Consider the following 19,788-nt stretch of genomic DNA (forward strand, 5'->3'; position numbering starts at 1 on the left):
GACATTCAGGGTTTATTCCAGAAGATAAATCCCTATTTTAGATTCACTTGTTTTACCTAATCAATAATCCATGAAACATCCGAAGAAAAGTTCTGAAGGGCAAAGCCGTCGGGATTTTATTAAAAATGCCGCAGTGGCATCCTCTTTTTTCATTGTACCAAGACATGTTTTAGGCGGAGTCGGCTTCACTTCACCTTCTGATCAGTTAAATCTAGCTGCGATTGGAGCAGGTGGAAAAGGAGCTAGTGATATTAGAAATGCCTCCGTCAATGGAAGAGAGCGAGTAGTAGCACTTTGTGATGTAGATTTTTCTGGGTCTGCAAAATCCTCCGTGGAGAGATTTCCTGATGCTAAGCTATATGCGGACTTCCGAAAAATGCTAGACACAGAAACAGATATTGATGCTGTGACTATCTCAACTCCTGATCATGTTCACGGCCCTGCCGCTAAATATGCGATGGAAAGAGGAAAACATGTCTATGTACAAAAGCCAATGACCCATAACATCAAAGAGGCAAGAATGCTTACTGAGATGGCAAGGTCTCAAAAAGTGGTCACCCAAATGGGAAATCAAGGGGGATCAAACCCTTTGTTAAATTTAGTCCAAGAATGGATTGATAAAGACCGTATAGGAAAGATTGCCAAAGTAGAAGTTTGGACAAACCGTCCTGTTTGGCCTCAAGGTGGTCCATTTCCATCTCCTGCTCCAGGCAGCAAACCCGATGCATTAAACTGGGACCTGTGGTTGGGTCCAGCACCTGAAATTCCTTATACACCAAACCTTCATCCATTTAGCTGGAGAGGCTGGTGGAATTATGGTACAGGGGCCTTGGGAGATGTAGGTTGCCACTTGATCGATATTCCTTTCCGTACCCTTGGTTTACACTATCCAACAGATGCTGAATGTAGCGTTGGTTCTGTATTTAGTGAGATGTGGACGCCAGATTATCATCCCGATGGATGTCCAGCATCCTCTTTCATTTCATTAAACTTTAAAGAAACACCCAAAAGCAAGTCTCCTATAAATATGACTTGGATGGATGGAGGAATACGTCCAGCTCACCCTGACATTATTCCTGCTGACCATGATATTGGCGGAGCAAATTCAGCAAATGGCGTCTTAATCATTGGTGATAAAGGAATTATTTCCACAAACATTAATGATTCTTCGCCGCTGATGCCTAAACTATATCTTAATGACGGCACACAGGAATTCGGTCCTCAGACCGAACCAAATGATGAGCCAGAATACGGACACCAAAGACTATGGGTAGATGCCTGTAAAGCTGGATTTGGAAGCACAGAACATAAAGGCTTAACCTCTTCCTTTGACTATGCGGGTCCAATGACAGAAACAGTTTTGATGGGCAACCTTGCCATCAGAAGTTACCTGCTTAGAAGAGAAAACTCAAAAGGAGATATGGAGTTCTTTGGTCGCAAGAAGTTACTTTGGGACGGTGATAAATTAAGAATCACTAACCTGGAAGAAGCTAATCAATTCGTAACAAGAACTTACAGACCCGGCTGGGAAATGTAATTGATTTATAATTATCAAAGCCCTTTCAGTTTCAAATTGAAAGGGCTTTTTTAATGAATCACTATGCAAATGATTGAAATCAAAAATTCATTAAGAAGAATTTTTCATTCTTATGCTAAAGAGACTTTAGACTACCATGATTTAAAGGAAGCCACAGAAATATTTAAAACATCACTTTTCAATTGGCACTCAAAAAATTTCTTGGAAAACTTAGACCGTGAAAACCTAATCGCTGAAAACGGAATTGCCATTGGTCCATATTGGGCAGCAATGTGCCTTGATGATTTGATGAGAACCAGGCAATTCATTCGTGGGATTACTAAAGCCTTTGATGAAAAGCTTAAAAAACAATCCTCAATTGAAGTTATTTACGCTGGAACCGGGCCGTTTGCCAACTTACTTCTACCCATATTCCAAGAATATAAAACACATCAGATCCGCTATACTTTAGTGGAAATAAATCCTATTAGCTTTTCAATTTTACAAGGTTTTATGGAAGAGTTTAACCAGGAAGATCTGGACATTACCCTCGTCATGGCAGATGCCAGCAAGCTAAAGTTAGATCCAAAGCGAAAACCTGACATTATTATTAGTGAAACTATGCAAGCTGGCTTAAAGTCTGAACCTCAGATCGCAATTTCTCAAAACTTATTAAATCAAGCTGATGAGGACTCTATACTAATTCCTCAAAACATAAAATTAAGTCTTGGATTAAGTACCAATCGAAGCTCAAACAAGGAATACAAAATAGAGGAGTTTTATAAGACCTCCTTGGTAATGGAAGTAAACAAGTCAACCCTAAAAAAATATCCCAATGGATTCCCAGAGGTCCAAACTAAATTCTTACAAAAAGATTTAAATATAAACAGTCACTTATCACTATTGACAGAAATTCAAATTTTCGAAGAGGAGGCCTTAAAAATCAATCAAAGTGGTCTAACAAATCCATTAAACGTGGCAGCACTTAGTCAGCAAGACATAATTGCCGATTACATTATTCACACAAAGTATCAGCTAGGTCAAAATCCAGAATTAATCATCAAAATCATGTAAATTCCCTGTAATGAAAACCTAACCTCAGACATTATGAAAACGCTCTTTAGTTTTGCTATCATTTTTCTAGCTGGAGTCATTCCAACTTTCTCTCAAACCACCAATGATTTTTTAGTCAAGCAGCTTGAATATTCACATTCCAGTGAAAACTGGTTCGCTCCTATTAATGTGGCAACTGAAGGTATCAATGCAACACAAGCAAATTGGCATGATGAATCAGAAAATCATTCAATCGCTCAATTAGTTTCCCACTTGGTCTTTTGGAATGATCGGCTTTTACAAGCTATTAAAGGAAATCCAGCCCCTCAATTTGAAGGAGACAATGAAGAGACTTTCTCAGAAATATCGGAAGATGAGTGGACGAATATGGTAGAAAAACTAGATCAAATCATGAATGAGATCGAGGTGGAGACAAAAAAACTCGAAGGCAAACAGCTCGAAGGATGGAGTGAAACTTTGGCAAATATCGCAGCTCATAATGCTTATCATACCGGACAAATCGTTTATATACGAAAACAAAATAATTGGTGGCGATGATTTTTTATGATTATCCGGAATCTTGCCAGTGCCCAAAATTTCTTTGCTCACCTTGCCAGAATATAGAAGCAAGCAAAATTTTTATGATCTCATTATCATATGATGCTTATGAATACTTATTGGTAAAAATTGGTAATACATATAATTAATAAAGAAATTTTAGTCCCCATTGGGGTCAAAGCTTTGTTACCCAGGGTTTCAACCCTGGGTAATAATGGATTAGATTTCTCCAAGCGCTGGCCCGGGATTTTATTTCTGAGACAAATCGTTTTGCCAGCAAGATGGAACCAAATCTTATGCTTTTGGATAATTACTGGAATAAAAGCGGATATACATATAATTTTTAATCGAATTCAGTAAAACTCACTTTTATCGAATTATCTTAAAAGGACTTTGGTTTAAGAAAAGTAAATAGATAACATTTTTCCCTAACCAATTATACAATGGACTTAAAACTCACAGACAAAAAAGCCTTCATAAGTGGATCTACGGCAGGTATCGGTTATGCCACAGCGAAGAGATTTCTGGAAGAAGGCGCTGAAGTCATCATCAATGGAAGAACCGATCAAAGTGTGAATGAGGCAGTATCCAAACTCAAACATGCTACAAAAAGTCAAAAGATAAGCGGAATTGCTGCAGACTTCTCAAAAGTGGAGGAAGTTAATCATCTCCTGGAAAAACTACCAGAGGTTGATATTTTAATAAATAATGCCGGAATTTTCGAGCCAAAAGCTTTTGAAGAAATCAGCGATGAAGATTGGTTTCGTTTTTTTGAAGTGAATGTCATGAGTGGAGTAAGACTCGCAAGACACTACTTCCCAAAAATGCTTCAGAAAAACTGGGGTAGAATAATCTTTATCTCAAGCGAATCTGGAGTTTTTATTCCTGATGAGATGATTCATTATGGTATGACAAAAACAGCTCAAATCAGTATTAGCAGAGGCTTGGCTGAATTAACCAAAGGAAGCAATGTAACCGTAAACTCCATACTACCAGGCCCTACTAAATCAAAAGGGGTAGGTGCATTTATTGAAGACCTGGCAAAAAGCGGAAACACAACGGAAAAAGAAGTGGAAGATGATTTCTTTAAAAACATGAGGCCAACCTCGTTGATCGAGCGTTTTGCCTCTGTTGATGAGATAGCAAATACCATCGTATATTTCTCCAGCCCTTTAGCCTCTGTGACGAATGGCGCAGCGATCAGAGCGGAAGGAGGTCTTGTCCGCTCTATTTTATAAAAACAATAAAGATTGAAGACGGGTGGCTTTGAATCATCAGAGTCACCCGTTTATTTTTTAGTTGAAATTAAAATCATGCGATTAAAAATTTGCTAAAGGATAGATATACCCAATAAAACCTCTTTTTTTTGAGACTATTAATCTAAAATTAGAGGGGGAATTCAATTACAATAATTCATAACTTTAGCATTGCTCTAAAACGAATTAAGAAAATGAAAGGCTACCTTGCCACATTTGATGGGTATGTAAAGGTGGTTTTTATCTTTTAAATCAATTCAGCTAGGTACAACAATGAAAGCCTAGCTACAATTTTTATTATCAAGATGAAAAAAATAAAAGACTCTGAAGTACGATGGGGAATCCTGGGAGTAGGAAATGTTTGTGAAGTAAAATCAGCGCCAGCTATGAATATCGTCCCAAACAGCAAACTGGTAGCTGTGATGCGAAGAGATGAGGAAAAAGTAAAAGATTATGCAACGAGGCATGGCGTTTCCAAATGGTACACTGATGCTCAAGCTTTAATTGATGATCCAGAAGTAAATGCCATTTATATCGCTACCCCACCCTATGCGCATGCAGAACTTACTAAAATGGCAGCTAAATCCGGAAAACCCATTTATGTAGAAAAACCTATGGGAAGGACATTTTCGGAATGCCAGGAAATGATCAAAGCTTGTGAAGATGAAAATACACCGCTCTACGTTGCTTATTACAGAAGGGAGTTGCCACATTTTTTAAAAATTAAAGAATTGATCGATGATGGAGCCTTAGGGGAAATAAGAACGGTTCATATCAACTTAAAACAAGTTGTTAAACCCACAGTTGTTGCCAACTTGGACAATAATTGGAGAGTGAATCCTCAAATGTCAGGAGGAGGTTACTTCTTTGATTTAGCTTCACATCAGCTAGACCTCTTGGATTTTTTCTTTGGTAAAATCACTCATGCCAATGGATATTGCTCCAATCAAGGGGGAGCTTATCAAGCGGAAGACATTGTAATGGGAAGTTTCGTTTTCGAATCAGGCGTTTTAGGGTCAGGTAATTGGTGCTTTACCGCTTCTGCATCAGATGAAATAGACCAAGTCATCCTATATGGAAACAAAGGATCAATCCATTTTGAAACGTTTGGAAAAGGAGAATTCACCTTGAAAAAGGAAAATGGAGAATTAGAAAATTTTCAATTTGACCTCCCTAATCATATTCAAGAGCCACTAATCACTACCATCGTAGAGGATTTATTAGGAAAAGGCACTTGTAATAGCACCGGAGAAACTGGAGCAAGAACAAACTGGGTGATGGATGAACTTGTCAAACAAGTGGTCTAAAACCTGGATTATATTTTCCAGATATCAATTTTACCATTAAATGAATCCTTTAATGGATTAAACCTATTTGAATTACGGAAGTCAAACAAGTATATTTTTAAAGCCAAACTCACTTTGTCATGATCAAAAAAATAACCATTGGCATTGTCATTATTCTTGTGGCAATTCAATTCTTCCCTACAGACAAAAATCTAAGTGATGACAACACATATCACATTTCGAAGTCTTACGACCTTCCCGATAATGTGAATATGATCCTTAAAAATGCTTGTAATGATTGCCATACCAACTCTACCAATTACCCCTGGTATAGCAATATTCAACCTATTGGATTTTGGTTAAATGGCCATATTACAGACGGCAAAAGGCACCTAAACTTCTCAGAGTTCACAAACAGACCGCTGGCTTACCAAAATCATAAACTTGAAGAGACCATAGAAATGGTCGAGGAAAAGGAAATGCCACTTCCTTCCTACACCTACTTAGGCTTACATTCAGAAGCAAACATGACGGAAGAAGAACGGCAAGTTTTAATAGATTGGGCAAAAGAACAAATGGCCATGCTAAAAGCCACCTACCCTGCGGATAGTTTGGTTATGAAAAGACGAGGACCTCCTCCTCCACAGCAATAGAATTATTCAGTTCTAAGCCGTAAACAAAAAAAGTTTACGGTTTTTTTTATTTATTTTTTTTCAGTCAGCCTATACTGAATTGCCATTTTTATAGTTTTTAAAACAAGTACTTCTTAAAAATAATGCCACACCTACTGCTGACTTATTTCAAAAAAACAGGGTTAATCCTCAATACTTATTTAATTTTTTTATGTAATTATCGATATTCACTGCTTATTTTTAGATCATCACCTAATAAACACCCTAAACTTTACTTCTTTTTACTCCGTTAATGACTCTTAATTGAATTTATTTTAAGAAAGATGAAAAATTGGAATGATTTTGGTTTTAGTATGCATGCATCCTTTTTTATAAAAAATGCATCTATTAAAAAGACACCTATGATATAAAGAATCAGCAAGCTCCAAAACCTCCAACTCCACTTGACAAACTAAACCACAAAGCAATGAAACAGAAAAACTTAAAAATCGGATTTGCAGCCACCTTGGCCCTTTTACTTACCGTTGGTTTGTTTAACCCAAGGCAAGCAAAAGCAGAAGCGCCTTATGGAATATCATTTCAGGTATTTTATGATGAATTAATGCCTTATGGTGACTGGGTCAAAGATGCTAACTATGGTTACATATGGTTGCCGGCAGTAAGAGCTGACTTTCACCCGTATGGAACAAACGGGCATTGGGTGATGACAGAATACGGGAACACCTGGGTTTCAAATTATGACTGGGGTTGGGCTCCATTCCACTACGGAAGATGGTATTTTGATGACTATTACCAAAGTTGGGCTTGGATCCCTGGGTATGATTGGGGACCTGCATGGGTAAACTGGAGAACAGGCGGAGGATATTATGGATGGGCCCCATTAGGTCCAGGAGTCTCAATAAACGTGAGAGTTAACATTCCAAGTTATCACTGGGTATTCCTTCCGAATCATAGAATCTATCATCAGCATGCCTACAGATACTATGCTCCACGTAAGACCAAAATCAAGATATATAACAGAACGACTATCATAAACAATACGGTCGTCTATAATAATAATCAATATGCTGCTGGCCCAAGTAGAAGAGAAGTATCAAGAGTTACGAGAAGAAATGTACCTGTATATTCTGTAAGAGGTAGCAATAAACCTGGTAGAGCTGCTGTTTCCAGAAATAGCCTAAATATCTATCAGCCAAATATGACCGCCTCCAGAAACAGATCTGTAGATGCCAGACCAAGCCGAGTTGGCACACCAGAGCAAGTAAGGACTGCTAGATCCAATTCGAGAAACGCATACTCAAACTCCCCTTCCAGAAATGCAAGAGGAGAAGCTACCACTCGAGGAAGATCTGCAACACCAAGCGTCAGAGGAAATCAGGAAATTAGAAACTCAAGAACTCCTGCCAAGGCAAACAGCAAAGACAGAGGGTTTGAAATGAAGCCATATGATGGTAGCAGAACTAGGACTAACGCTCCAAGTACAAGGACTCAATCTCCAAACAACTCAAGAGCAACTACTCCTAGAACTCAATCAAAACCAACTGTTCGGTCTACACCACAAAGGTCTAGCGGAGCTAGAGTTTCTCAGCCTCAACAAAGAAAGCAACAAACGAGAACTCAACCGACTCAGAGGACTAAGGCCTCAACTCCAACTTCGAGATCATCGAGAAGTAAGGTGTCCAGCCCAAGTCAAAGCAGAACAAAAAGTAGTCCTCAGGTGAGATCTTCTCGCTCAAGTAATGTGAGAACTGCTCCGAAAAGAACGAGTAAATCCAGCACTTCTTCTGCAAGAAAATCAACTTCAAGATCATCCAGCAGCAGAAGCTCTTCCAGCTCAAGAGGGAATAATTAAAAGCTTTTGAATTACAATTATGCAGCATGAATCTACTCATGCTGCTTTTTTTATTTCAAGCCAAATAGTAGTGTTTGCAGTTTTTAGTAATTTGATCATTCAACCACTAGCCAAACATGAAAACTCTTTTTTCTATCATTCTAATCCTAGCTGGATTTGCTTCTTATGCTCAGGAAACATTCAATAAAAATCTCCCCTTAAAATATAGAAATATAGGCCCATTTAGAGGAGGAAGGTCTGTCACTGCCACTGGCGTAGTAGATGACCCGCTTGTTTATTATATGGGAAACACGGGAGGCGGAGTATGGAAAACCACAGACGCTGGTCAACATTGGGATAATATATCAGATGGATTTTTCTCAACTTCTTCTGTTGGAGCCATAGCAGTATCAGAAAGCAATCCTAACATAGTCTATGTTGGAATGGGTGAACATGCCCCTCGTGGTGTTATGACTTCTCATGGCGACGGAATGTATAAGTCCACCGATGCAGGAAAAACCTGGAAAAAGATTGGACTTGAAAAAACACAGCATATTTCACGGATTCAAATTCACCCAAGCAATCCAGATATAGTTTACATAGCTGCGCAAGGAGCTTTGCATGCGCCTAACCCGGAAAGAGGCATTTACAAATCCACTGATGGTGGAGAAAACTGGGAATTGGTACTTTTTGTAGATGAAAAGACAGGTGCATCGGAACTTTCCATGGATATGAATTACCCTGAAATTCTTTATGCTGCCATGTGGGAACACCAGAGAGTACCTTGGAAAGTAATTAGTGGCGGACCGGGAAGCGGCCTTTATAAATCAACAGATTCCGGGAAAACTTGGAAGAAAATCCATAAAGGTCTACCAGAGGAAAAAGGTAAAATGGCAATTTCAGTTTCACGGGCCAACTCCAATAAGGTATATGCTTTAATAGAATCTGACACCAACCAAGACAAGGGAGGCTTATTTGCCTCTGATAACGCAGGAGAAAGCTGGAGAATGGTCAGCGGAGACAATAGACTCGTTCAGCGTGCATGGTACTACATAGAGGTATTTGCAGATCCCAACGACGAGAACACGGTTTATGTAATGAGTGCCCCAGCCCTACGATCTATTGATGGAGGAAAGACATGGGAAAATTTACCGAGTGCTCATGGAGACTACCATGACCTCTGGATCAACCCCAAAAACTCCAAAAACATGGTTTTGGCCGATGATGGAGGTGCAGCAATTTCTTTTAATTATGCCAAAACTTGGTCTACCCAAAACAACATGCCCACCGCTCAATTTTACCGTGTGAATGTTGATAATCAATTCCCTTACCGAATCTATGGAGGTCAGCAAGACAACACTTCTGTGGTAATCAATAGCATCGCTATGGGAAGGGGATCTATTAGTGAAGAGCATTGGAATTCTTCTGCCGGTGGAGAAAGCGCCTTTTTAGCATTCAACCCTGATGATCCAAGATACGTCTTGGGCGGCAGCTACTTAGGTACCATTGAGGTACTTGATATGAAGTCTAAGGGGAGTACAAACATCATGATAGAACCTATCCAATATTTAGGTAGAGAGGCTCGAGACATGAAATACCTATACAACTGGAATGCTCCTATTATTTGGTCACAACATGAACCCAACACCTTCTATCATGGCGCACAATACTTACTTAAAACCCAAGATATGGGAAATAGCTGGGAAGTTGTATCCCCGGATCTAACAAGAAATATTGATGAGAAACAAGGCAATGGAGGTGGGCCATATACCAATGAGGCTGTAGGAGCAGAAAATTACGGAACACTTTCCTATGTCGTTGAATCACCACATGAGAAGGGAGTAATTTGGACTGGCTCGGATGACGGATTGGTATACCTTACAAAAGATGGAGGAGAGAATTGGGAAAATGTAACTCCTTCCGGCTTGGAAGAATGTCTTATCAATGCAATTGAAGTTTCACCCCATGATCCTGCAACAGCATTTATAGCCACCACTCGATATAAATTTGACGACAAACGACCTGGCCTATACAAGACCAGTAATTATGGTAAATCATGGACTCCGATTAATAGCGGTATTCCTGAAGGCTCCTTCACGAGAGTTGTCAGGGAAGACTCACAAGTAGAAGGCCTTTTGTATGCAGGTACAGAAACAGGCATGTTTATTTCCTATGATGAAGGAAGTAATTGGAAACCCTTTCAGTTAAACTTGCCAGTGACCCCAATCACGGATTTAATCCAAAAACATGGAGATTTGATTGTTGCCACCGCGGGACGTTCATTCTGGATATTGGATGACCTTAATCTGGTCAGAGAAAAGAAAGAAAGCGTAGAAACACCCGTCATCTACACTCCTGAAGAAGTTATTTTAGGCAATTGGTACAGTCCGATGAATGGCTCCCTAGAAAACTTTGATGGAACTCAACCCTTTACTGGAGTAAACCCAGCCAGCGGCATGGTGATTTATTACCACCTTCCTGAGGAGATCAATGATTCCACAGAAATCAAACTTGAAATTCACGATTCCAATGGAGAATTAGTTAGAACTTTTAGCTCCAAAAGAGATCAAGATTTTAAATCTTATGCAGGAGGACCATCTTCCGAACCAGTTCTTTCCACCAAAAAAGGAATCAACAGATTTGTCTGGAATTTGAGCTACCCAACTATGCCCGGAGTAGATGGTGCTTACATCGAAGCGGGTTATGGGGGCCATACTGCTATTCCCGGCAAGTATAAGCTTACCATAAAATCAGAATTTGACGATGCTACAGTGGAAGGAGTCATCGCCAAAAACCCACTGTATGACATCAGTGAGAAAGAATATCTGGAATACCATGTATTTATGCAGGAAATGGAGGAAGAGCTTACGATCATGCATGATATGGTAAACACTGAAATGGATTATCAAAATCAGCTGAAGTCCTTCATTGAAAAAATTGAAGACAAGGAAGAACTTAAATCTCTTAAAGCTGAAGGACAAAATCTCCTGAAAAAGCTTCAGGACTGGGATGAAAAAATGATTCAACGTAAATCAAAAGCTTATGATGACGTAGAAAATTTCCCAAACAAATTCACTGCTAACTACATGTACGTCATCAATCAATCTGACAGCTCTATTCCAAAGATAAACCAAGGTTCAAAAGATAGGCGAAGTGAACTGGAGGAAGAATGGAAAACCCTGAAAGAAGAAGGTACTACTTTGCTTGAAACAGATATTCCTGCCTTCAACCAACTTGTACAAGAAAATGGTATTGGAGTTCTATTTGTTAAATAAAGGATTCTAAACAAGCCCACAGGAAGCCTCCTGTGGGCTTTATTTTTTCATTACTTTTTTATCGGATATTGCCAAATAAAATTCTGTTTTAGCAATTTTCTCTATCTTTGCGCTTCGATTCATTAAATCTCCCCTCTTGCAAAGCATTCTTTTGGAAGAGTTACTCAAACCTATTTCATGAAAAAGTATTTCAACTTATTTGATTTCAGCCAACGTGTTGACTACAAAACCGAAGTTCTCTCAGGACTTACTGTAGCAATGGCCTTGATTCCAGAAGCTGTTGCTTTTGCTTTCATCGCTGGTTTATCGCCTTTAACGGGCCTTTATGCTGCATTTATGATGGGCTTGGTCACTTCAATTTTAGGAGGAAGACCCGGAATGATTTCAGGTGCAACTGGCGCAGTAGCTGTTGTCATTGTCTCTTTGGCTGCAAGCCATGGGGTAGAATACGTTTTTGCTGCTGTGGTTTTGGCTGGTATTATTCAGGTAGCTGCAGGAACTCTAAGGTTAGGAAAATTAATGAGATTGGTTCCTCACCCAGTTATTTTCGGGTTCGTCAATGGCCTAGCAATCATCATTTTCATGTCTCAGCTTGATCAGTTTAAAGATGCTACTGGAAACTGGCTTACAGGATCAAACATGTATATTTTACTTGGCTTAGTAGGATTAACCATGTTGATCATTTGGGGCTTACCAAAGCTTACGAAAGCAGTTCCAGCATCTCTTACAGCCATTTTAGTTGTATTTGGACTGGTTTCTTTCTTAAATATTGACACCAAGACCGTGGGTGATATGGCGACCATTAAAGGTGGATTTCCTCCTTTCCATTTACCAGCTGTTCCATTGACCTTCGAAACACTTCAAATCATCTTCCCTTATTCTGCTATTGTTGCGGGAGTGGGTTTGATCGAAAGTTTGTTAACCTTAAATATTATTGATGAAATCACCGAGACAAGAGGTAGAGGCAATAAAGAGGCTGTAGCTCAAGGTTTGGCCAACATGCTTTCTGGTGTGTTTTCCGGAATGGGAGGTTGCGCGATGATCGGTCAGAGTTTGATTAATATTTCTTCTGGAGCAAGAGCAAGACTTTCGGGAATTGTAGCTTCTGTCATGCTTTTAGTATTCATCATGTTTGGTTCAAGCTTGATCGAACAAGTACCAATGGCAGCACTTACTGGTCTAATGATCATGGTTTCTATTGGAACATTTGAATGGGCGAGTTTAAGAACCTGGAATAAAATGCCAAAATCAGATGTATTTTTAATGGTCTTAGTAACCTTGGTAACTGCAGTTCTACACAACCTTGCCTTGGCAGTTTTAGTAGGTGTTATTTTAGCAGCTTTGGTATTTGCTTGGGACAATGCTAAAAGAATCCGCGCCAGAAAATATATAGACCAAAATGGTGTCAAGCATTATGAAATGTTTGGACCATTATTCTTTGGCTCTACTACAGCTTTTGCCGAAAAATTTGATGTAGCAAATGACCCAGATGAGGTGATAATTGACTTTGCTGAAAGCCGTGTCGTGGACATGTCTGCGATTGAGGCCCTAAATAAAATAACAGAGCGCTACCAAAAGGCGAATAAAAAACTTCACTTGAAGCACCTAAGCCCGGATTGTAGAAAACTCATTGAAAATGCCGATAAATTGATTGATGTCAATGTCATCGAAGACCCCAACTACAAGCTTGCGGTTGATAAGATTTAAAAAAATAAGGGTAACCATGATTTTGGTTACCCTTATTTTTTACTCTATGGCAGAAAATACCATCTGCCTAAACTTCCATCCCGATTGATCTCCAGTTCCGCCCTGAGTTTGTTTCATCAATATCCCAATGGTATTGGTAACAGGGTCTGCAAAGTATTGGGTATTAAAATATCCACCCCAATCAAAAGTCCCAAGACTCCCAATTCCACCTTTAGCAACTCCCTGCTGATCCACGAGACCAAAAGCTAAACCATAGTCTTTGCCTCCATTTCCAAGCAAATCCCCAACTTGATTCGACATGATGGTTTTAATGGTCGTCGGACTCAACAAGCGAACGCCATTATAGGTACCTCCATTTAAATACATCTGCAGGAATTTCGCATAGTCTAAAGCAGTGGAGGAAAGCCCAGCTCCTCCAGAAAAGAATGTTTTCGCTCCTTTTTTAGGATAATCTGTATCATAAAAAGTTATAGGATAAGCTTCCCATTCTCCGTCAACTTTACGATGAACTGTTACTAATCTCTCTCCTTGTGAATCGCTCAGGTAAAATCCAGTATCACTCATTCCAAGTGGATCAAAAATTCTGGTTTTTAAGAACTGGTCAAATGGCATCCCTGAAACAATTTCAATGAAATACCCCAAAACATCTAATCCTAGGCTATAAGTATACTGGCTCCCCGGGTCATGATGCAATGGCAATTTTGCCAACTTTTTGATGTTATCACTTATTTTCACAGGCTTGGTAGTAAACAAATCTACTATACCAGCTTTGTTATAAATCATCTTAAAACGCTCATCCCCATCAATCACACCATATCCAAGACCGGAAGTGTGAGTGAGCAAATCGCGAATTCTTATTTCACGGGAAGCAGGCCTACTGGAGTAGGTAGTATCTCCATATCGAAAGTTTGTCAATACCTGCGGCTGAGCAAACTCAGGGATAAATTTTGAAATTGGGTCATCCAAACTGAACTTTCCTTCTTCCCAGAGCATCATGACTGCAGTGGATGTGATGGCTTTCGATTGTGAAGCAATCCTAAAAATTTGATCCATTTCCATTTCATTCCCAGAAGGAACGTCAGCAAATCCTTTGGCAGCTTGATAAACAATCTTACCATCTTTAACTATCATAGCTACCAAGCCAGGCACCTGATTGCTACTGATGGTCTCCTCAAGCATTCCGTCAATCTTTTGTATTCTTTCTTTTGAAATACCAGGCATTACTTGATCACCCAGTGGAGTAATATTTACACTATGCTGCCCAAGCACTGGCATGGACAGTACCAAAAAGATAAATAGAAGCAGTTGAGTAGATGGGGCTATTTTCATATTGATTGGGTTTTAGAAACCTTAAGCTAATGAATTCCAATTAGTCTTCGATTTTCCTGGTGGAGAAAAAATAAAAAAAGGCAGGCCAGAAAATTCCAGCCTGCCTTATAATCAATCAATCAACAATCAATCTAATTCTACTTCAAAATAATACTCTGTACCATTTTGGAACATTCCTAGCACAACTACATCCTCACCTGATTTCTCATTTAAAACTTCTAGCAGTTGTTCTACATCAGTAATTCGGGTTCTTCCCTCATCACTAATAATGGAAGTAATAATAAATCCTGGTCTCGCTCCGGCATCTCTCCACTCAGATTCTCCAACTACACTGATCATCGCTCCACCATTTAATCTTAAACCTTCTTTAACCTGACTTTTAAGCTCTTCGAACATCATTCCACCAAACTCATAGGTTTTAGGAACTTCTTTCTTCACAATTTTGGTGTCACCTTCCATATTCTTCAAAGTGGCTTTTGTCTTATTAAGCTCTCCATCTCTTAGATATTCAATCTCCACTTGATCACCAGGTCTTTTTCTAGCCACCATTTCTTGAAGGTTAGAAACATTTTTGGTTTCTGTCCCATCCACACCAACGATGATATCACCTGACTGAAGACCAGCCTCAGCTCCACCACTATTCTCAGTTACTTCGCTTACATAGACACCTTGATCAACTCCAAAATCCTTTCCTAAAGCCTCTCCTAATTCAGGACTTACGCTTTGAATTCTCACTCCTAGCAAGCCTCTTTGAACAGTACCATATTTCATCAGGTCGTCCATTACTTTCTTGACTAAGCTTGAAGGAACAGCAAAAGAATATCCATTGAATGTTCCAGTACGAGAAGCTATTGCAGTGTTAATACCAATAAGTTCGCCTGCTAAATTCACAAGGGCTCCACCCGAGTTTCCTGGGTTTACAACAGCATCAGTCTGTAGAAAAGATTCTACCTGCATATTGTTCTCGTCACTTAAGATGTTAATGTTTCTGGCTTTGGCAGAAATGATACCTGCTGTCACAGTAGAGTTTAAATCAAAGGGATTTCCTACTGCTAACACCCATTCACCGATTTTCACGTTATCAGAATTACCAAATTTCACAAATGGTAATCCTTCATCCTCTATTTTCAATAAAGCCAAATCGGTGGTAGGATCTGTTCCCACTACTTTTGCAACATACCTTTTGTTATTCTCGAGAGAGATATCAACTTTTGTGGCATTTTCTACCACGTGATTGTTTGTCACAATGTATCCATCAGGCGATATAATCACTCCTGATCCAGAGCTTTTTCCTATGGGTCCACGACCTCTTCCTCTTTGATCTCCTTCTGGCATTGGTAAACCAAAAAATTCTTGAAGCGGGTCTTTTTGTCTATTTCCTGAAGAAGTATAAGAAACTTCACTCACGATATGTACTACTGCAGGCGTAACAACTTCTGCAGAGGCGACGAAATTAATTCCATCAGGAATAGTAAAATCTTCTCCTGAAAGTAAATTCACAAAACTTGTTTGCTGCTTTTCGTCAAAATTTGTGGCACTTTGGGGCTGTATCAAAAAGCCCACGCCTGCCAAGGCGACAATGCCTCCGATTAGAGAGGCAAGAATGATTCCGATAAAGAATTGCTTTTTGCTCATGTTGTTTTTTTATTTAGTTAACTTCCAAACGTCTTGTGGTTAAAAACGATCCAAAAATTAATCCTGATTAGCTCATTTTTACTTCAAATTAACAAGAATTAACCGCTTTTGAAGGCAGTTATGAATATAACCAAAAATAAAAGAGCAGGTTTCCCCGCTCTTCAATTATTTTACTTCAATAGCAGCTTTTACCACTTTTTTCTCTTTTTTGGGTAGAGTAACTTTCAATACTCCGTCTTCATATACCGCCGCAATATCTTCTGCGTGAATATCCTCAGGCACATAAAACGACCTGCTGAAAGAACCATATTGAGTCTCTAAACTATGGTAATTTTTACCTTCTTTTTTCTCTTCAAACTTTCGCTCTCCAGAAATCGTCAACTTACCCTCAGTTAAGTCTACTTTGAAATCTGATTTTTTGACACCTGGCACTGCTAATTGAATTTCATAGGATTTTTCATCCTCAGATACATCAACCGCAGGATTGAAATGCTTTATGGGAGTACCCATGTTTTCGTTAAAGAATTTGTCTAACATTCCGCTAAATGTATTTGGGAAATAGGGCTCTGTTTGATTAAATCTTACTAGTTTCATTTTTATATTGGTTTAGTGTTTAAGTTTTTTACTTCTAATTAGAAAAATCTGTTCCAAGCCAATTTTCAAGTCATTTCGTCAGGAAAAACTAGAATTCATTTAGAAATAGTGTCAATATGGCTTATTTTTAAGCGAAATCAACTTTAAAAAGGCTTTCCAAAAGCGCTGTTTTTATTCTAAATCTTTAAAAATCCCTATATTAACTTCATAAAACCTATATATGAAACACGCCATTGTTCTAGCATTCTTTACGCTGATACTTTTTCCGGATTTAATGGCCCAACAGGAAAGTTCAGAAGCTGATAGTGTAGCCCAAAGTGATATCGACTCTGAAAGCAACTCTTTAATAGACAGTTTATTTATTAAAACGGACACCATCCAAACTGAAACAGAAAGTTATCAAACCTTAGGTTCTGTTTTAAATAAAGTAATCAACAAGGCACAGCAACATGCGATTTCGCTAAGTGAAATAAAACTTAAACTCTCGGAAGATTTTGATACAGTAAGGTTAAGTAAAGACCTTCCATCTATTCATGACTTAGCTATCAACATTAAAGGGAATGTTATTGAGGATCAAGAATTTATCAACTTAAGATATTTAAAAGGCTTAGACAATTTGATTAATACATTAAATGAAGTTAATCAAGGACATATAAAAGAAATCAACGATCGAGTAAATGAATTCAATGACTTGAACATTAAGATTACTGAAATAAAATCTGACAGCTTATTCAATCTTTCTCTAAGAGATTCAACTCTCGTTCCCATTATTAATTCTGAACTTAAAACTCTTAGAAACACTCTTAAAAGTATAGACAGCACTTATCTAAACAAGGAAATCACATTAGTGAAATTTCAAGCAGCTGCCAGTGAAAACGCAATTTTGTTGATGGAGCTAAGGGAATTTTTGATTTCTAACCAGCGAAGATTAGCTGAGGAGTCATTGACCAAAGAAATCAATTACCCATGGGAACCCTCAAAAAATGAACAGCCCTTAACATTTTTTGAAATCACCAAGCAGTCAACCCTGATTAATTTTCTTATCCTTGTTTTGTTCCTTGGGAGAAATTACATCGCTTTTATACTAACAGTTTTAGTCTTTATAAGCGTATACATATTTTTAAAGAGGGTAGTCAAAAGGATTTCCAATGAAAATGAATTTGCCAGCCTCATACTGGATCGGGTTAAATATTTCAAAAATCATACTTTAGCAGCCACCTTTGTGCTTCTGATACCCTTTTTCTTTGTTTTCTTTCATAAACCTCCTTTGATTTTTGCTTCCCTGCTTTCTCTCCTTCTTACTATAGGTTCAGTTTATTTAGTCAAAGGTCAGTTCGGAAAGCAATTCCATAAATATTTTCTCCTCTTTTTAACTCCTTACATTTTAATTGCTTTAAGTGGTCTCCAATGGAAAATAGCTTACCAAGAAAGATGGTTTATACTTTTATGCTCCATTTTATTTATCACCATGGGCATCTTAATTCTCAAAGACTTAAGATTCAAAAAGTTCACTGGTTCCAAGTTTTTAAGAATAGCCACCATCTTTTTATTGATTTTTCAGACTGCTAGTCTGGTTTTAAATATTATTGGCAGGTTTAACCTATCTAAAACCTTTGCCGTGACAGGAGCCGTAAATTATTACAGAGCGGTCGGATTGTTTCTGTTTATTTTGGTCACAATGGAGGCAGTTTACCTGATCATTGAATACAATAAAAAGGAACCAATGGTTTCACTTCGTTTTTTGATTTCCAGGACCTCCAAAAGCGGATGAAAGGCTTATTAATTGCCTTTTCTCTTTCAATATGGACTTATGGACTTGTTTGGCATTTAGGACTCTATGATAAATTTTACAACAGCATAGAGGGTTTCCTAACGACCAATCGAACACTTGGAAATACTGAGTTCCAGTTTGGGAGCATTTTATTATTCATCATCATACTTTACATCTCCACCTTCCTAGCAAATAACATTGCCTATTTCGCTTCCATGAAGGATCAAAGTACCACTCGGACCAGAAAACAGCGACTGGGGAGTTCTGTACTGTTAATCCGTCTAGGGATTGTCTTTTTAGGCTTTTTTATAGCGGCTACGGCAGCTAAAATCCCCTTAGATAGCATAGCTATAGTTTTGGGAGCCCTGTCTGTGGGTATTGGTTTTGGTTTACAAACTATCATCAATAACCTTGTTTCAGGTATCATTTTGGCCTTTGAAAGACCCATACAAATTGGGGACGAAATAGAAGTAGGACAAAACATAGGTACCGTCAAAGATGTGGGTATCCGGGCCAGTAAAATCCAGGCTTACGATGGCTCTGAAGTAGTTATCCCCAATGGAGACTTATTATCCCAAAGCCTTATCAACTGGACCTTATCTGATAAACGCCGAAGAATAGAGCTTTTTGTAGGTGTGGGATATGGCTCAGACATGAAAAAAGTGAAATCCGTTATTGAAGGCGTATTAGACAGAGATAAAATCCTTAAAGCGCCAAGCCCAAGGGTGTTGATGCAAGACTTTGGATCTTCCTCCGTAGATTTCAGACTTCTTTTTTGGGTTGAAACCATGGACATTTGGATCGATATGCGATCCGAAGTAATGAATGCAATCTTTGAAGCTTTCGGAGAAAACGACATAGAAATCCCGTTCCCAAAGAGAGACCTCTATATCAAAGGATTACCCGGTATGTGGAAAGAAAAAATCAGCGGGCCTGGAGAAGGTTTGCCATCAGATCTAAAAGATATAGACGAAGAACCACCTACTCAAGAATAATCTCTTCGGTAGATTCTAACCGTTCTCAAAAATCAAAAAAACCCCTGAAAAATTTTATCAGGGGTTTTTTGTGCACTCTAATTTCAAAATCTATAATTATGCGATTTTAACATTAATTGCATTAGGTCCTTTTTTGCCATCTTTGATGTCGTAAGTTACTTTGTCATTTTGAGCAACCTTGTCGACTAGGCCGGTAGCATGAACGAAGATGTCGCTTTGAGTTTCGTCATCAACGATAAAACCAAATCCTTTGGCATCGTTGTAAAATTTTACTGTTCCGGTAAACATAATAAATTGTGATAAATTGTAATTGAAAGTACGCTAAATGTAAATATTCCTTGAAACAAAAC

15 protein-coding genes are annotated in these 19,788 nt (G+C 38.6%); 11 read left to right on the top strand and 4 right to left on the bottom strand.

Going from position 1 to position 19,788, the window contains the following annotated elements; all coding sequences use genetic code 11:
- Window positions 1-70 precede the first annotated feature (70 nt).
- From ALPR1_RS17170 to ALPR1_RS17210, 9 genes are all read left to right on the top strand, one after another.
- Window positions 71-1,537, top strand: a complete 1,467-nt coding sequence (locus ALPR1_RS17170; RefSeq protein WP_008202595.1) for a Gfo/Idh/MocA family protein — start codon at window positions 71-73, stop codon at window positions 1,535-1,537.
- A gap of 69 nt (window positions 1,538-1,606) precedes the next feature.
- Window positions 1,607-2,590 carry an SAM-dependent methyltransferase gene (locus tag ALPR1_RS17175; protein ID WP_153231834.1) on the top strand — a complete coding sequence of 328 codons (984 nt, stop codon included), beginning with the start codon at window positions 1,607-1,609 and terminating at the stop codon, window positions 2,588-2,590.
- Window positions 2,591-2,623: 33 nt separating this feature from the next.
- Window positions 2,624-3,127 carry a DinB family protein gene (locus tag ALPR1_RS17180; RefSeq protein WP_008202598.1) on the top strand — a complete coding sequence of 168 codons (504 nt, stop codon included), beginning with the start codon at window positions 2,624-2,626 and terminating at the stop codon, window positions 3,125-3,127.
- A gap of 443 nt (window positions 3,128-3,570) precedes the next feature.
- On the top strand, window positions 3,571-4,365 hold the full coding sequence (locus ALPR1_RS17185; protein WP_008202599.1) for an SDR family NAD(P)-dependent oxidoreductase: 795 nt from the start codon (window positions 3,571-3,573) through the stop codon (window positions 4,363-4,365).
- Window positions 4,366-4,688: 323 nt separating this feature from the next.
- Window positions 4,689-5,690, top strand: a complete 1,002-nt coding sequence (locus ALPR1_RS17190; protein WP_008202600.1) for a Gfo/Idh/MocA family protein — start codon at window positions 4,689-4,691, stop codon at window positions 5,688-5,690.
- Between the two features lie 119 nt (window positions 5,691-5,809).
- Window positions 5,810-6,322: a heme-binding domain-containing protein gene (locus tag ALPR1_RS17195; protein WP_008202601.1), complete on the top strand. Its 513-nt coding sequence runs from the start codon at window positions 5,810-5,812 to the stop codon at window positions 6,320-6,322.
- 445 nt (window positions 6,323-6,767) lie between these two features.
- Window positions 6,768-8,153: a DUF6600 domain-containing protein gene (locus ALPR1_RS21130; RefSeq protein ID WP_008202602.1), complete on the top strand. Its 1,386-nt coding sequence runs from the start codon at window positions 6,768-6,770 to the stop codon at window positions 8,151-8,153.
- 116 nt (window positions 8,154-8,269) lie between these two features.
- On the top strand, window positions 8,270-11,407 hold the full coding sequence (locus ALPR1_RS17205; protein WP_008202604.1) for a VPS10 domain-containing protein: 3,138 nt from the start codon (window positions 8,270-8,272) through the stop codon (window positions 11,405-11,407).
- A 177-nt stretch (window positions 11,408-11,584) separates the two neighbouring features.
- Complete coding sequence (locus tag ALPR1_RS17210; protein WP_008202605.1) at window positions 11,585-13,114, top strand: SulP family inorganic anion transporter; 1,530 nt, start codon at window positions 11,585-11,587, stop codon at window positions 13,112-13,114.
- A gap of 39 nt (window positions 13,115-13,153) precedes the next feature.
- Here the strand turns inward: ALPR1_RS17210 and ALPR1_RS17215 are convergent, their stop codons facing one another.
- The 3 genes from ALPR1_RS17215 to ALPR1_RS17225 form a co-directional block, all read right to left on the bottom strand.
- On the bottom strand, window positions 13,154-14,443 hold the full coding sequence (locus ALPR1_RS17215; protein ID WP_008202606.1) for a serine hydrolase domain-containing protein: 1,290 nt from the start codon (window positions 14,441-14,443) through the stop codon (window positions 13,154-13,156).
- Between the two features lie 126 nt (window positions 14,444-14,569).
- The gene (locus ALPR1_RS17220; protein WP_008202608.1) at window positions 14,570-16,078 is read right to left on the bottom strand and encodes a S1C family serine protease; all 1,509 of its coding nucleotides are present in this window, start codon (window positions 16,076-16,078) and stop codon (window positions 14,570-14,572) included.
- Between the two features lie 165 nt (window positions 16,079-16,243).
- Window positions 16,244-16,672 carry an Hsp20/alpha crystallin family protein gene (locus ALPR1_RS17225; protein WP_008202610.1) on the bottom strand — a complete coding sequence of 143 codons (429 nt, stop codon included), beginning with the start codon at window positions 16,670-16,672 and terminating at the stop codon, window positions 16,244-16,246.
- Window positions 16,673-16,892: 220 nt separating this feature from the next.
- Between ALPR1_RS17225 and ALPR1_RS17230 the strand changes: the two genes are divergently transcribed.
- Window positions 16,893-18,443 carry a ubiquitin carboxyl-terminal hydrolase family protein gene (locus ALPR1_RS17230; protein WP_153231835.1) on the top strand — a complete coding sequence of 517 codons (1,551 nt, stop codon included), beginning with the start codon at window positions 16,893-16,895 and terminating at the stop codon, window positions 18,441-18,443.
- Window positions 18,440-19,438 (top strand): mechanosensitive ion channel family protein, encoded by a 999-nt coding sequence (locus ALPR1_RS17235; RefSeq protein ID WP_040302969.1) that lies wholly within the window; start codon window positions 18,440-18,442, stop codon window positions 19,436-19,438. Before ALPR1_RS17230 ends, ALPR1_RS17235 begins: the two co-directional genes overlap by 4 nt.
- Before the next feature lie 96 nt (window positions 19,439-19,534).
- On the opposite strand, the gene ALPR1_RS17240 is transcribed toward ALPR1_RS17235, so the two are convergent.
- The gene (locus ALPR1_RS17240; RefSeq protein ID WP_008202612.1) at window positions 19,535-19,726 is read right to left on the bottom strand and encodes a cold-shock protein; all 192 of its coding nucleotides are present in this window, start codon (window positions 19,724-19,726) and stop codon (window positions 19,535-19,537) included.
- Between the last annotated feature and the right edge of the window lie 62 nt (window positions 19,727-19,788).

It is taken from the genome of Algoriphagus machipongonensis, assembly GCF_000166275.1.
In the GTDB taxonomy this organism is placed as follows: Bacteria; Bacteroidota; Bacteroidia; order Cytophagales; family Cyclobacteriaceae; genus Algoriphagus; species Algoriphagus machipongonensis.

Excerpts from the sequence above, each read along its gene's own strand:
- ALPR1_RS17175 (WP_153231834.1), top strand. The coding sequence starts at position 1,607 with ATGATTGAAATCAAAAATTCATTAAGAAGAATTTTTCATTCTTATGCT.
- ALPR1_RS17170 (WP_008202595.1), top strand. The coding sequence starts at position 71 with ATGAAACATCCGAAGAAAAGTTCTGAAGGGCAAAGCCGTCGGGATTTT.
- ALPR1_RS17225 (WP_008202610.1), bottom strand. The coding sequence starts at position 16,672 with ATGAAACTAGTAAGATTTAATCAAACAGAGCCCTATTTCCCAAATACA.
- ALPR1_RS17180 (WP_008202598.1), top strand. The coding sequence starts at position 2,624 with ATGAAAACGCTCTTTAGTTTTGCTATCATTTTTCTAGCTGGAGTCATT.
- ALPR1_RS17220 (WP_008202608.1), bottom strand. The coding sequence starts at position 16,078 with ATGAGCAAAAAGCAATTCTTTATCGGAATCATTCTTGCCTCTCTAATC.
- ALPR1_RS17215 (WP_008202606.1), bottom strand. The coding sequence starts at position 14,443 with ATGAAAATAGCCCCATCTACTCAACTGCTTCTATTTATCTTTTTGGTA.
- ALPR1_RS17190 (WP_008202600.1), top strand. The coding sequence starts at position 4,689 with ATGAAAAAAATAAAAGACTCTGAAGTACGATGGGGAATCCTGGGAGTA.
- ALPR1_RS17205 (WP_008202604.1), top strand. The coding sequence starts at position 8,270 with ATGAAAACTCTTTTTTCTATCATTCTAATCCTAGCTGGATTTGCTTCT.
- ALPR1_RS17195 (WP_008202601.1), top strand. The coding sequence starts at position 5,810 with ATGATCAAAAAAATAACCATTGGCATTGTCATTATTCTTGTGGCAATT.
- ALPR1_RS17240 (WP_008202612.1), bottom strand. The coding sequence starts at position 19,726 with ATGTTTACCGGAACAGTAAAATTTTACAACGATGCCAAAGGATTTGGT.
- ALPR1_RS21130 (WP_008202602.1), top strand. The coding sequence starts at position 6,768 with ATGAAACAGAAAAACTTAAAAATCGGATTTGCAGCCACCTTGGCCCTT.
- ALPR1_RS17185 (WP_008202599.1), top strand. The coding sequence starts at position 3,571 with ATGGACTTAAAACTCACAGACAAAAAAGCCTTCATAAGTGGATCTACG.
- ALPR1_RS17230 (WP_153231835.1), top strand. The coding sequence starts at position 16,893 with ATGAAACACGCCATTGTTCTAGCATTCTTTACGCTGATACTTTTTCCG.
- ALPR1_RS17210 (WP_008202605.1), top strand. The coding sequence starts at position 11,585 with ATGAAAAAGTATTTCAACTTATTTGATTTCAGCCAACGTGTTGACTAC.
- ALPR1_RS17235 (WP_040302969.1), top strand. The coding sequence starts at position 18,440 with ATGAAAGGCTTATTAATTGCCTTTTCTCTTTCAATATGGACTTATGGA.